The following is a 13,245-nucleotide window of genomic DNA, read 5'->3' as shown; positions in this document are numbered from 1 at the left end:
ATGGATGGAGTGATAATAAAGGCCTATGGTGGTTTTTATTTCGTGCGGGTGGGTGACCAGGTTTTAAATTGCGCCATCCGGGGGAAAATTCGCCGGCAGCGGGGCCAGGTGCTGGTGGGTGATCGGGTGCGCATAAAACAGATTAATGATACAGATGGTGTTGTAGAGGATATACTCCCCCGCAGCACAGAACTGGTTAGGCCACCAGTGGCCAATGTGGAACAGTCCGTTATTATATTTGCCATCAACAATCCGGAACCCAATCCATCGCTATTAGATCGATTTTTGGTGCAGTCCCTGGCGTCACGTATAACACCGTTGATTTGCTTTAATAAAAATGACCTGGTTGGTGATACAGAGCCGGATATTGTAAAGCAATACAAAAAAACCGGGTATGCCGTGTTCTGGGTCAGCGCCAAGACGGGTTCACATATAGACGAACTGCGGGAGGTTCTAACAGATCGGATTACTGTATTTGCCGGACCCTCAGGGGTGGGTAAGTCCAGCTTGCTAAATGCTTTGCAGCCCGGTTTGGTACTGAAAACAGGGGATATTAGCACTAAGTTGAAACGGGGCAAGCATACCACCAGGCACGTGGAATTGATCCCCCTGGCGGGCGGTGGTCTGGTTGCCGACACTCCGGGTTTTTCGAGTATGCATTTGCCCCCCATGCTTCGGGAGGAGTTGGCGGGTTATTTTATTGAGTTTGCTGTATATGAAGGGCAGTGTAAGTTTGTGGGCTGCTTGCACCACCGGGAACCGGGCTGTGCTGTAAAAGATGCCGTGGATCGGGGGCGTATTTCGGCACTGCGTTACCGGCATTACCTGGACTTTTTAACGGAAGTTATGGAAGCGGAAAGGAGATATTAGTTTGGTTAAAATTGCTCCTTCAATTTTGTCTGCTGATTTTGCCATTCTTGGTGATCAGGTGCGGGCTGTGGAAGAAGTCGGTGCCGATCTTTTACATATCGATGTAATGGATGGGCATTTTGTGCCCAACATCACTATTGGTCCCCTGGTAGTCAGGGCATTGCGGCTGGTGTCGAATATGGTTTTCGATGTGCATCTAATGATTGAAAATCCCGACCGGTATATTAACGAATTTGCTGCTGCCGGTGCCGATATAATTACTGTGCATATCGAAACTTGTTCACATTTGCACCGTACATTGCAAATGATTAAACAAACGGGCAAAAAGGCTGGTCTGGCTTTTAACCCGGCTACGCCGCCCGGCAGTTTGGACTATGTTTTGCCTCTTTTAGATTTGATACTGGTGATGACAGTAAACCCGGGTTTTGGCGGCCAGAAGTTTATACAGCAAATGCTGCCTAAAATTAAACAGATCAGCCAATTTTTAAAGGAACAAAAACCAGATGTCTTGCTGGAAGTGGACGGTGGAATAAATAAGGAAACAGCCTGTGGTGTTGTTAAAGCCGGTGCTAATGTGCTGGTAGCCGGGTCTGCGGTTTTTGGTGCCGCCGACCCGTCAGCAGCGGTACGGGCACTCAGGCAAGCGTCCTGCTGCGGTATGGGGTACTAAAGCTGGTACCGGGTGTTGAAAGTTGAAAGTTAGATGGTCGTATGGGAAAAGATAATATCTGAGCAGTAACCCAATAAGTGATTTTCTTGTGGTATTATTTAATTCATATTAATTGGCTGATACGAATTAAATAATTCTATTTGTACATGATAATAAAAAAAGAAGGGGTAAATATCCGATGCAGGAACATCGATCACACGTCCACCTGGCCAGGTATATTACCATTGCGGTGGACATAGCTACCCGTATTGTACGGGGGGAATACCGTATAGGCCAGAAGATTTTTGGCCGGTCAACACTGGCTGGTAAATATAATGTATCACCGGAGACCATTAGGCGGGCTTTAACTTTACTTCAGGAAAGGGGTATCGTTGATGTAATGCCCGGAGTGGGCGTGGTCGTAAAATCAGATGTCTCTGCCCGTGAATACCTGGCAGATTATAATCAAAAAAAGGTTTTATTAGATATTCAGGAGCGATTGACAGAGCTATTAAGGGAAAGGGAAAAGCTGAACACAGAAATAGATCATCTGACCAACCAGCTTTTGGATTACACATTTAAGATGGCCGGGCGGCTTCAAAAGCTGGAGGAAGTGACGGTGCCCCATAATTCGCCCTTGCTTGGTAAATCTATGGCTGAAGCTGATTTTAGAGCGCGTACCGGGGCTACAATCTTGTCCATTTATCGTAACGGTCATGAAATGCTTTCCCCGGAAGCTAAAACCACCCTGCAGGCTGGCGACGTACTGCTAATGGTGGGTACCCATGACTCAGCCAGAATGGTTTATCAAATGGTTACTGGTGAAGAATTGCCGCCGGAAAGTATCGAAGAAAAAAATTTATATCAAAACCTTTGACATTGCACTTGGTAAATGATGTATAAAATATATTATTTTGGTAAATACTATCCCCAAATAACCAAGGGGGTATGTAAAAATGGGGTTTAAAGACCTCGAAAAGAGAACCCGGGATTATAACAAATCAGCCGATGCCGATCGCAGGGAATTGGATGATCCGCAATTGACAGCGGAGGAAGAGCAAGACAGTATAAAACAATAAGATGAAAAAAGAACTCCCTTTGTTCAACCGAAGGGAGTTCTTTTTAGTAACTTCAACAACCATTGGGAGATGAATTTTAGCATTCCAGCGCTAAACCATTTATGATGCAGCAATAATATAATAAAATAAATATAAATTAAATTAAGAAAATTCAAACATTATAAATGTGAAGTTTATATATAAATAAATACTAAGAAAGATTATAAATTAACTAAATGAATATTAAAGGGAGGAATGTTAAGCGATGGAAAGAAAAAAAGTAGGCACCGGGTTAATACCGCCAAACGTGCAAAACTTTATTGATTGGGCGGCTGAAGACACCGAGGGATTTTGGGGACATGCAGCCGAGCAAGCCATGAGTGAAATTAAGTGGTTTAAAAAATGGGATAAAGTTTTTAATTGGGATTACCCCACCTTTCAATGGTTTATAGGTGGACAAACGAATATTAGCTATAATTGTCTGGATTATAATATCGAAAAGGGGCGGTCCGGAAGGGCGGCTATTGTGGCTGAGTCCGGGGAGACTGGTGAAGTCAAAGCCGTTACTTACGCTCAGCTGTTTGATTTGGTTAAACAATATACAAAGGCGCTGCGCGGCATAGGTGTTAAAAAGGGTGACCGTGTCGCTATTTATATGCCCACCGGGGTTGAATCAGTTGCCTCTATGTTGGCTTGTGCCCGGGTTGGCGCCATACACGTGGTTATTTTTGCCGGCTTTTCATCTAATGCTGTAGCTGACCGTTTGCAAATCTCGGGTGCCAACTATATACTTGCTCAGGATGAGGGTTCTCGCCGGGGTAAGCCTGTGCCGTTAAAACCCATTGTTGATGAGGGTATTGCTAAGTGCCCGCCTGATTTAATTAAAACTGTGGTTGTGCTGAAAAGAAGCACCGAGATGGAATATCCCATGACGGCCGGGCGGGATATGTATTGGGATGAATTCCTGGCCTGTGGGGAAGGACAAAGCGATGTTTGTGAGATTATGGATGCTAATGACCCGCTCTTCCTGTTGCCTACATCCGGCACCACCGCCAAACCCAAGGTGACAGTGCAGAAGCATGGTGGTTACCAAATTTATGTTTATAGTATGGGTAAGTGGATTTATGGTCTTAAAGAAAGTGATGTTTGGCTTTGCACATCTGATATCGGGTGGATTGTGGGACATAGTTACAACGTATACGGCCCGCTGCTGACGGGGTGCACCACCGTGCTATATGAGGGGACTCCGGATTATCCCAACAAGGATATGTGGTGGGCAGTGGCTTCCCGCAACAAAGCTACTGCGATGTGGTTGTCACCGACCGGTGTGCGGGGATTGATGCGCCTGGGTATAGATGAGCCTCGTAAGCATGATTTAAGTTCCATTGAAAGAATATTCTGTGCCGGTGAAACATTAAATCCTCCGGCCTGGTCCTGGTTGCAGGAACAGGTATTTGAGAATAGGATTCCGGTAATGGATCACATGTGGCAGACCGAAACATCCGGTCCCATTTTTGCTAACCCCTACGGTCTTGGCATAGTACCCATTAAACCGGGATCGGCCCATATACCGGTACCCGGCGTGGTGGCAGAGGTGGTTGATGAAAAAGACGGCAAACCCTTGCCGCCAGGAGAAAAGGGGATTGTGGTGATTAACAAGCCCTTCCCGGGGTTGGTTTCTACGTTATGGGGAGATACGGAAGGATATAAATTGAACTATTGGGAACGCTTGCCCGTTACCATGGGCAAATACCTTTGCGGTGATGCTGCTTATATGGATGAAGACGGATATATATTCTTTGCCGGTCGTTCTGATGAAGTCATAAAAATAGCTGCGCACCGTATCGGCACAGTGGAGGTGGAGAGTGCTCTTATATCCCACCCGGCAGTGGTTGAGGCTGGTGTATCCGGGGTGCCCGACGATTTGAGGGGTGAGGTGGCCTGTGCCTTTGTAGTGCTCAAACAGGGCTATGAACCTACCGAGGAAATGAGGAAGGAACTGATTGCCCACGTGCGCAACACCATGGGAGCCATTGTGGTGATGCGGGATATCCAGTTCGTTGGTACACTGCCCAAAACCCGAAGCGGTAAGATTATGCGACGGGTAATGAAGACCCTCTGGATTGGTAAAGAACTGGGTGATTTATCCACAATCGAAGAAGAGGCCTCCATTACGGAAATCAAGGATGCTATATCAAAAATGAAAGGTTAAGCAAATAAAAATATTTACTGTCTGACTAACGAGTTAGTGGGAACCTGTTGGTGAAGAGCCGCCGTTTTTAGGGCGGCTCTTGATCGGGATGTATGATGCGTAATACAGGGATAAAAAAAAGTGAATGTGGATAATATAAGAACGCCGCCGGTTATATACGGTGGCTTTTTTATGCGAAAAAGTGTTGGCCTGTATGTATCACTTTTTTTAAAAGTTTTTGAGGTGACTGAATGAACGAATGTAATTTATCAAAAGCACAGCATTTTAAGAAAATTATTATGACAATGGCCAATCGCTTGCTGCGTAAAATACTTAGATTCATAAAAAAGCTTTTGATATGCCTGCTTATGATATTTAGCCCCGTTATCATATGGGTTATCCTGTCTTTAAACAGGGAATTGATCGTGATTATGGCTAATTGGGAGTGGCTTTCCAATGCTCTTCCCAGTTTGTTTGATACACTGGGTGAGCACGTTAATACGCCGGAATTCGCCAGGGGATTCAATGAGGCCGCGCTGGGCGGATTGTTAACATTGTTCGGTGTAATTGTTACGGTGTGGTATTACCAGGTGATCAGGGTGCAGGAGGTTACTGAAAAAAGGTTGTTTGTCATTGATGAGCTGCTGGAGGAGCTCAAAAAAAATCGTTCCATTATCAATGACCTGGTGGCGGGTAAAGGTGAGCAGTATGAAAACCGTCATAAGCATACCGGGGAGACGATTTTTTTTACAGAAGCCTGGCATAAGCTGGGCGGTGACGTGGCCCTGTTGCCAAGGCGACTTCATTTGCGCCTGAGTGTTTTATATGGCTGTTTAAACCGGTGCACCGATGTACAGGGATATTGGAAAAGTAAAGCTACTATTGATCGAATAAATGGCATAATTTCAGATTTGCACAAATACAGGGGCAGCCTGAGTAAGCCCGAAATATCTTAGGCGCACTACTTAGGATACTTGCGTCTTACGCCTTGCAATATATTGGTGCTTTTCCGCAATGAGCAAGCAGGACTAAAAAGTACAGCGTATATTTTAATATACCTGAGTTTTAGCAAAAATAAGGCGGCCCATGGGCCGCCTTTAAACTGCTGTTTATTGGAATTTGTCCTTTGCATCGTTAAGTTCCTCTATGGAATCTATGGTCACGTAGGTCGGTACCACCAGGCCTATTTTAGCACCTTCCAGGTTGGCCCCCAGGTTATCCACATTATCTTTAACTTTATCATAATAATCACCATGAGTTCCGGGCAGCCAGGCTGAAACAATGGCGTCAAAATCGCCGTTGCCAATACCTGTCCACATAATACCGGCATCCACGGCAATTGCCTCAACTTCATAGCCCATGTCCTCTAAAACATTCTTTACCACGTGGGTGCTGGCAATTTCGGAATCCCATTCAACGTAGCCCAGGGTTACTTTACCTTTTTCGGCGGCCTCTTGGGCAGGGAGCCACTCGTTAACTCTGTCCTGGTTATCCTGAATCCACTTGTCGGCAGCTTCATCGGGGGTCATGCCGTCCTGGATATCCAGCATAACAGCTTCCATGTCTGCGGGTGCCCAATAAAACTTGTCCAGCATTTCATGGACTTCCGGATTATCACTGGCTAAACCAGTGCGTGCGATGGTGGCGATGTGTTCTTCACCGCCGTAAACTTCCTTAGGGTCGTCCAAATATTTAAGGTCCCACTGGGCAAACTTCCAGTGCGGTGTCCATCCGGTTACCACTATCCATTCTTCATTATCAATTGCTTTTTTCAAGGATGCTGCCATGGCCGCACTGCTGCTGTCCTGCAGCTGATAGTCCAGCCCATACTCCTCTATGGCTGCTTCCGTGGCGCTCATAATCCCGGCTCCGGGCTCAATACCGACGATTTTACCCTGTACATCGCCGCCTCCGTCTCCGCCACCACAGCCGAACAACACGGCAGTCAGCAATACCAGCACCGCTGCCAATGGCAATACTTTGAATACCTTGCGCATTTTTATATCTCCCCCTTTTAATTAATACTTTTTTATGAACAAACATGCAGCTGTTATCTTATAGATCTTTTTGTTGATTACTGGTTACCCCTCTTGCCAAAACCCTGGGTAATTCTGTCTAATATGATGGCAATAATCACAATAGCCAGACCACCTTCAAAACCTACGGGAATATTCAAACGCTGAATACCCCGCAAAACCTCTGAACCCAGGCCGCCAGCCCCGATCATGGCAGCAATAACAACCATGGAAAGGGCCAGCATAATACACTGGTTAATTCCTGCCATGATGGTGGGCATGGCTACGGGCAGCTGTACCTTGACTAATTTTTGATATTCGGTGGAACCGAATGCTTCCGCAGCTTCTACCAGCTCTACTGGTACCTGCCGAATGCCTAAACCGGTCAGCCGGATGGCTGGTGGCATGGCGAACACCACCGTAGCAATCAGACCCGGTACCGCACCTGTGCCAAAAAACAGCACCGCAGGGATCAGATAAACAAACGGAGGCATGGTTTGCATGAAATCCAGCAACGGCATAATAATTTTATGTGCGGTATTACTGCGGGCTGTTAAAATGCCCAGCGGTATGCCTATGAGTAGCGCCACAATGGTGGCGGCAATCACCATGGACAGGGTATTCATGGAGGGTTCCCAAATTCTTAAATCATATATCAGCAACAAGCCAAGGGACGTGCCTACGGCGGTTTTCCAGTTGGTCAGATACCATACCAGAGGTATAGATAAAAGAATGATTACCCAGGGAGGAGGTGTGGTTAACGCCCAAGTCAAGTTACCCACAATAAATTGTATGACCACCACAATGGCGTCAAACAGCGGCGTAAGGTTATCGGTGGCCCAGACCACCAGTGCGTCAACCCATTCCCCGATATATATTTTAGGCAGCATCGGTTCCGTTTTCCCCCTTTCGGATCATACCGGACAGCACGGAACCTCGTACAATAATACCCCGCAGGTAGTTTTGTTCATCAACCACTGCGATGGGATACCTTGCTTCAGCCACCAGTGGAATTAATTCCGTCAGCGGGGTGTCGGGTGATACCCGGGGAGTATCTCTAAGGATAATATCATCCAAGGTTTCTTTATGCGCCTCAGCCGCCCTTAGGGCATCATCCGCCATCACCAGCCCGACCAGACGCCTATCCTTGCCGACGATGAATATGCTGGAAATACCGTTTTCCCGCATTCTGCGCATGGCGGTGCGGGGTCCGTCTTTAGAGGTAATAACTGTATCGGGCTTTTTCATGACCCCTTCGGCTGTGAGTACTTTAGACATGTCCACATCTTCGACAAACTTTTCCACATAGTCATTGGCCGGGCTGGTAAGGATTTCTTCCGGGGTACCTATTTGAATAATGGCTCCATTTTTCATCAGCGCAATGCGGTCACCAATTTTCAGCGCCTCGTCCAAATCGTGGGTGACAAAGATAATTGTTTTATTCAATGTTGCTTGCAAGGAGAGCAATTCATCCTGCATACCTTTTCTAATCAGTGGGTCCAGGGCGCTGAAGGCCTCGTCCATTAATAAAATATCGGGATCGCTGGCCAGCGCCCGGGCCAGTCCCACTCTTTGCTGCATGCCCCCGCTGAGCTGATCGGGCATGCTGTTTTCCCATTCTTTTAATCCCACTACCTCCAATACCTGGCTGGCCTTAGCCAGGCGTTCTTCCTTGCTTAATCCTTGAATCTCCAGTCCAAAGGCCACATTATCCACCACGGTGCGGTGAGGGAACAGTGCAAAACGCTGGAATACCATGCCCAGTTTTTGGCGCCGTATTTCCCTGAGCTGATTTTCATCAACACCCGTTAATTCCTCGCCGTCAATGAGCACCTTGCCGCTGGTTGGTTCAATAAGACGGTTGATACAGCGCAACAAAGTGGATTTGCCGCTGCCTGACAGGCCCATTAATACAAAGGTTTCCCCTGCCTCAACCTGAAATGATACGTTATAGACACCAACTGTGTTGTTGGTGGCCTCCAGTATTTCCTCTTTGCTTTTCCCTTCTTGTAACATTTTTAATGCGCGGTCTGGATGGTCGCCGAAAATTTTAACCAGGTCTTCAACTATAACTTTAGCCATCAGCATTCAGCCTTTCATAATAAATATAAATTTAATCATACTAATAAATATCAATAATGTACGAACAACTGTGTTCGGAAAAACGGTCGGAAGGATTTATAAAAGAATTGTCATTTCGTGTTGGAACTATTGTACCTGCGGTGCGACAATATATTAATTGTGGGGTTCAAAACTCTTCGCAGTAGTCATATGACACATAGTGCCTTAATGCGAGGCATCCAAATAATGATAAGTAGTATGGCAGCAAATCGATCAGTTAATAGAAGTTGTCGCAATACGACTTATTTTAACATAAAAGTTTATTAACTGTCTAGTTTATAATGATTATCAAATTGTGAAGCCTCCTCCGACTGCAGAGGCGGGAGCTTATTCCGAACGAATTTATAAAGTATAAAAATTTGCGATATTTGTATTAATTAATTATGAATATTGACATGCATAATGCATGTCAATATAATTAACGTAAAATAATATTAACCTTCAGGGACTGGTGAAATTCCGTACCGGCGGTAAGGTCATATTCTAAGCCCGCGAGCCCTTAAGGGCTGATCCGGTGTAATTCCGGAGCCGACAGTAAAGTCTGGATGGGAGAAGGTTGTTTAATGTGCAGCGGCTTCATTTTGCCTTTTAAAGGACAAAGTGTGCTTGTTGTTTTTGTTTATTGCCCTGAAGAATTACATTTCTTCAGGGTTTTTGGTTTTGCGCACTAGGTGATGCGTCGGGAACATGGCAATCATAGTTGTGGTAAGCTGATATGTTGCATTTTACAGATAAAGAAGGTGAATAATTGAACGCCGGAGATCAACATTATATGCAGATGGCTTTGGAGCTGGCGGCCAGGGCTATGGGACGCACTACCCCCAATCCCATGGTAGGTGCCGTGGTGGTTAAAGATGGCCATGTGGTAGGTAGAGGTTATCATGCCCGTGCAGGTACTCCGCATGCTGAGGTGCATGCATTGAGGGAAGCGGGTGACCTTGCCGGGGGAGCTGTTTTATATGTTACACTGGAGCCCTGCTGTCACCACGGCCGCACCGGACCATGCACCGATGCGATTATTAAAGCACAGATCGGACGGGTGGTGCTGGCCATGACCGATCCCAACCCGCTGGTGGCAGGTAAGGGTATCCAAAAGTTAACAGAAGCCGGCGTGCATGTAGACTGTGGCGTGCTTGAGGAAGATGCCCGTCGACTAAACGAAGTGTTCATTAAGTATATCACCACCCGTTTGCCTTACGTGGTTATGAAAACCGCCATGAGCCTGGACGGTAAAATAGCCACTGCTAAAGGGGAGTCCCAGTGGATTACCGGTAATGCGGCCAGGGAATTTGTTCACAGGCTGCGGGATAGGTATGATGCTATTTTAGTGGGTGTGGGTACAGTGCTGGCTGATGACCCATCCCTTACTACCAGGTTACCGGAGGGTGGCGGTAAAGATCCGGTCAGGATAATACTTGATTCCAAGGCGAGGACACCGGAAACGGCCCGGGTGATCACCCAGTCGTCGGAAGCCCCCACAATTATTGTTACCACGCCCGGAGCACCGCCCGAGAGGGTGCGGCTGCTAAGGGAAGCCGGTGCCCGGGTACTGGAAGTGACCGGTGGCGAAGGCGGTATTGATCTGGGGGTCTTACTGCATGAACTGGGGCGGCGTGAGATTACCGGTGTACTGGTGGAAGGGGGTGCCCGGGTCAACGGTTCGTTTATTACATGTAATTTGGTGGATAAAGTTAACTGGTTTATAGCTCCCAAGTTAATCGGAGGTGAAAGTGCACCAGGTCCGGTAGGCGACCCGGGTATAACCGCTTTGCAGGATGCGCTGCCAATAAAAGATATTAAGTTGCATCGTTATGGGGAAGATATTTGTGTAGAAGGTTACGCAGTTAAACGGAGTGATTGAAATGTTTACTGGATTAGTAGAAGAAAAGGGTCGCCTGATTTCGCTGCGCCGGGGTGCGGATTCAGCCCGGCTGAAGATCAAGGCCGGGCATATTATGGATAGTGTACAGATAGGCGACAGTATTGCCGTTAATGGGGTATGTCTTACGGTGACCTCATATGATGTGGGAGCGTTTACCGCCGATGTAATGGCCGAAACGCTGGCTAAAACCAACCTGGGTGCGCTGCAGCCCGGTGACCGGGTTAACCTGGAAAGGGCGCTGCGACTCGGGGACCGGTTGGGTGGGCACCTGGTTAGCGGTCATATTGATGGCGTAGGGACAATAAGCAGAATGGAAAAACATGATATTGCTACATTGATTACTATTGCTGCACCACCTGTGGTAATGCGCTATATTATCAGCAAAGGTTCAGTGGCCGTGGACGGAACCAGCCTGACGGTGGTGGACCATAATGATGATTCATTTACGGTGTCTTTAATACCACACACTGCCCGGGCTACTGTTTTAGGGCAAAAGAAACCGGGGGACCGGGTTAACCTGGAAGGTGATATGATTGGTAAATACGTGGAACGCTGGGTGGGTATTGCCGGGCGCAATGAAAACGAAAGAGATAAAACAGTGCAGCGCGGAATAACCGCAGACTTGTTGGCGGAACACGGATTTATTTAAGCATTGTGGCTGCCTGCAATTAATCGACGGAAGGATGAAAAAAATGTTATTTAGCACTATTGAAGAAGCTATTGAGGATATCAGGCAAGGTAAAATGTTAGTGGTAGTTGATGATGAAGACCGGGAAAATGAAGGGGATATTATTATGGCAGCCGAAAAGGCTACCCCGGAGGTCATTAATTTTATGGCCACCTATGGCAGGGGCTTGATATGCGTGCCCATGTCCGGGGCCAGGTTGGATGAGTTGGATTTACCGGCCATGGTTACTCATAATACCGATGCGCACGGCACTGCCTTTACCGTATCAGTAGATTATAAGGATACCACAACAGGAATATCCGCCCATGAACGGGCGGCTACTGTGCGTGCGTTAATTGATCCCAATACCAAACCGGAGGACCTCAGGCGTCCAGGGCATATTTTCCCGCTGCGGGCTAAAGAGGGCGGTGTGCTGCGGCGGGCCGGTCATACCGAAGCAGCGGTGGATTTAATGCGGTTGGCCGGTTTGTATCCGGCGGGGGTTATCTGTGAGGTTATGAAAGATGATGGCACCATGGCCAGGATCCCTGAGTTAATTGATTTCTGTCAAACTCATGGTTTAAAACTGGTGACTATTGCTGATTTAATTGAATACCGGCGTAGGCATGAGAAGCTGATTCGCCGGGTGGATTCGGCCAACTTGCCAACCAGATACGGCAAATTCGTGGCGGTGGCTTACGAGAGCCTGCTGGATAAAAAAGAGCATATCGCCCTGGTTAAAGGAGATTTAACCGGTGCGGAGGCACCCCTGGTCAGAGTACATTCTGAATGCTTGACCGGTGATGTTTTTGGATCTTCCCGCTGCGATTGCGGTGACCAGCTGGCCCGGGCATTGGAGATGATTGAGCGGGAGGGTGCCGGTGTGCTGCTGTATATGAGGCAGGAGGGCCGGGGAATAGGCCTGCTGAATAAAATCAGAGCTTATAAATTACAAGATCAGGGTAAGGATACAGTGGAAGCCAACGAGGCATTGGGTTTTCCCGCCGATTTGCGGGATTATGGTATTGGTGCCCAGATACTGGCTGATTTAGGTTTGCAAAAGATTAGACTGATGACCAATAACCCCAGAAAAATAGCGGGCTTGGAAGGACACGGCCTGCAGGTGGTCGGCCGGGTGCCCATTGAGATCTGCCCCGGGCGGGAAAATAAATTTTACCTAAGCACTAAAAAGCATAAGCTTGGGCATTTGTTATCGATTGAAGATGTGAATAAGAAATCTTCCTAATTGCAAAGCTTGCTAAAATATAAAAGATGTTTAAAATGCATACAACAACTTATTACGTGAGGAGAGGATCTTTGTTGCCAAAGTTTTATGAAGGACACCTGGTGGGACAGGGCCTAAAGTTCGGTATTGTGGTAGGACGTTTCAATGAATTCATCACTAATAAATTGCTTACCGGCGCTCTGGATGCTTTGTACCGCCATGGGGTAGCCGAACAAGATGTGGAAGTGGCCTGGGTGCCCGGGGCTTTTGAAATACCCATGGTGGCCCGCCGTATGGTAAACATGGCCAAATATGACGCGGTGATTTGCCTCGGTGCGGTGATCCGTGGTGCCACCCCGCATTTTGATTATGTGGCCGCCGAGGTGTCCAAGGGTGTGGCCAAGGTAGGTCTTGATACCGGTATACCAACTATTTTTGGGGTTGTCACTACTGATACCATTGAGCAGGCTATTGAACGGGCAGGTACCAAGGCGGGCAACAAGGGTTGGGACTCTGCGGTAACTGCCATTGAAATGGCCAATTTAAGCAGGGCGCTTGAGGTGTGAC

13 protein-coding genes and 1 riboswitch are annotated in these 13,245 nt (G+C 47.3%); of the genes, 10 read left to right on the top strand and 3 right to left on the bottom strand.

The genetic code is table 11. The features are described from left to right. From rsgA to DESGI_RS13520, 6 genes are all read left to right on the top strand, one after another. The gene (rsgA, locus tag DESGI_RS13540) at positions 1 to 870 is read left to right on the top strand and encodes a ribosome small subunit-dependent GTPase A (protein ID WP_006523584.1); all 870 of its coding nucleotides are present in this window, start codon (positions 1 to 3) and stop codon (positions 868 to 870) included. Between the two features lies 1 nt (position 871). After that, positions 872 to 1,540: a ribulose-phosphate 3-epimerase gene (gene rpe, locus DESGI_RS13535; RefSeq protein WP_006523585.1), complete on the top strand. Its 669-nt coding sequence runs from the start codon at positions 872 to 874 to the stop codon at positions 1,538 to 1,540. A gap of 178 nt (positions 1,541 to 1,718) precedes the next feature. Beyond that, the gene (locus DESGI_RS13530) at positions 1,719 to 2,396 is read left to right on the top strand and encodes a GntR family transcriptional regulator (protein ID WP_006523586.1); all 678 of its coding nucleotides are present in this window, start codon (positions 1,719 to 1,721) and stop codon (positions 2,394 to 2,396) included. 79 nt (positions 2,397 to 2,475) lie between these two features. Further along, positions 2,476 to 2,598 (top strand): hypothetical protein, encoded by a 123-nt coding sequence (locus tag DESGI_RS26110; protein WP_006523587.1) that lies wholly within the window; start codon positions 2,476 to 2,478, stop codon positions 2,596 to 2,598. 244 nt (positions 2,599 to 2,842) lie between these two features. Beyond that, complete coding sequence (locus DESGI_RS13525; RefSeq protein ID WP_006523588.1) at positions 2,843 to 4,789, top strand: acetate--CoA ligase; 1,947 nt, start codon at positions 2,843 to 2,845, stop codon at positions 4,787 to 4,789. Between the two features lie 230 nt (positions 4,790 to 5,019). Further along, a complete protein-coding gene (locus tag DESGI_RS13520) occupies positions 5,020 to 5,724 on the top strand; it encodes a hypothetical protein (RefSeq protein ID WP_006523589.1) in 705 nt (234 codons plus the stop codon). A 153-nt stretch (positions 5,725 to 5,877) separates the two neighbouring features. Here the strand turns inward: DESGI_RS13520 and DESGI_RS13515 are convergent, their stop codons facing one another. The 3 genes from DESGI_RS13515 to DESGI_RS13505 form a co-directional block, all read right to left on the bottom strand. After that, entirely contained in the window at positions 5,878 to 6,765 is an 888-nt protein-coding gene (locus DESGI_RS13515; RefSeq protein WP_006523590.1) for a glycine betaine ABC transporter substrate-binding protein, read from the bottom strand. 77 nt (positions 6,766 to 6,842) lie between these two features. Next, entirely contained in the window at positions 6,843 to 7,673 is an 831-nt protein-coding gene (locus DESGI_RS13510) for an ABC transporter permease (RefSeq protein ID WP_006523591.1), read from the bottom strand. Beyond that, positions 7,663 to 8,865 (bottom strand): quaternary amine ABC transporter ATP-binding protein, encoded by a 1,203-nt coding sequence (locus DESGI_RS13505; RefSeq protein WP_006523592.1) that lies wholly within the window; start codon positions 8,863 to 8,865, stop codon positions 7,663 to 7,665. Before DESGI_RS13505 ends, DESGI_RS13510 begins: the two co-directional genes overlap by 11 nt. Positions 8,866 to 9,337: 472 nt before the next feature. Continuing rightward, positions 9,338 to 9,465, top strand: a riboswitch (FMN riboswitch). Between the two features lie 187 nt (positions 9,466 to 9,652). Between DESGI_RS13505 and ribD the strand changes: the two genes are divergently transcribed. The 4 genes from ribD to ribH all read left to right on the top strand — a co-directional run bounded on the left by ribD (position 9,653) and on the right by ribH (position 13,244). Next, positions 9,653 to 10,765, top strand: coding sequence for a bifunctional diaminohydroxyphosphoribosylaminopyrimidine deaminase/5-amino-6-(5-phosphoribosylamino)uracil reductase RibD (gene ribD, locus DESGI_RS13500; RefSeq protein ID WP_006523593.1), 1,113 nt, complete (start codon positions 9,653 to 9,655; stop codon positions 10,763 to 10,765). A 1-nt stretch (position 10,766) separates the two neighbouring features. Beyond that, on the top strand, positions 10,767 to 11,435 hold the full coding sequence (locus DESGI_RS13495) for a riboflavin synthase (protein ID WP_006523594.1): 669 nt from the start codon (positions 10,767 to 10,769) through the stop codon (positions 11,433 to 11,435). A 43-nt stretch (positions 11,436 to 11,478) separates the two neighbouring features. Further along, entirely contained in the window at positions 11,479 to 12,699 is a 1,221-nt protein-coding gene (locus tag DESGI_RS13490) for a bifunctional 3,4-dihydroxy-2-butanone-4-phosphate synthase/GTP cyclohydrolase II (RefSeq protein WP_006523595.1), read from the top strand. Between the two features lie 74 nt (positions 12,700 to 12,773). Further along, positions 12,774 to 13,244 carry a 6,7-dimethyl-8-ribityllumazine synthase gene (gene ribH / locus DESGI_RS13485; protein WP_041285497.1) on the top strand — a complete coding sequence of 157 codons (471 nt, stop codon included), beginning with the start codon at positions 12,774 to 12,776 and terminating at the stop codon, positions 13,242 to 13,244. The last annotated feature ends 1 nt before the right edge of the window (position 13,245 follow it).

Source organism: Desulfoscipio gibsoniae DSM 7213 (assembly GCF_000233715.2).
Taxonomy (GTDB): Bacteria; Bacillota; Desulfotomaculia; order Desulfotomaculales; family Desulfallaceae; genus Sporotomaculum; species Sporotomaculum gibsoniae.
Note: the sequence above shows the minus strand (reverse complement) of the source record. Positions and strands in the feature narration are given on the sequence as shown.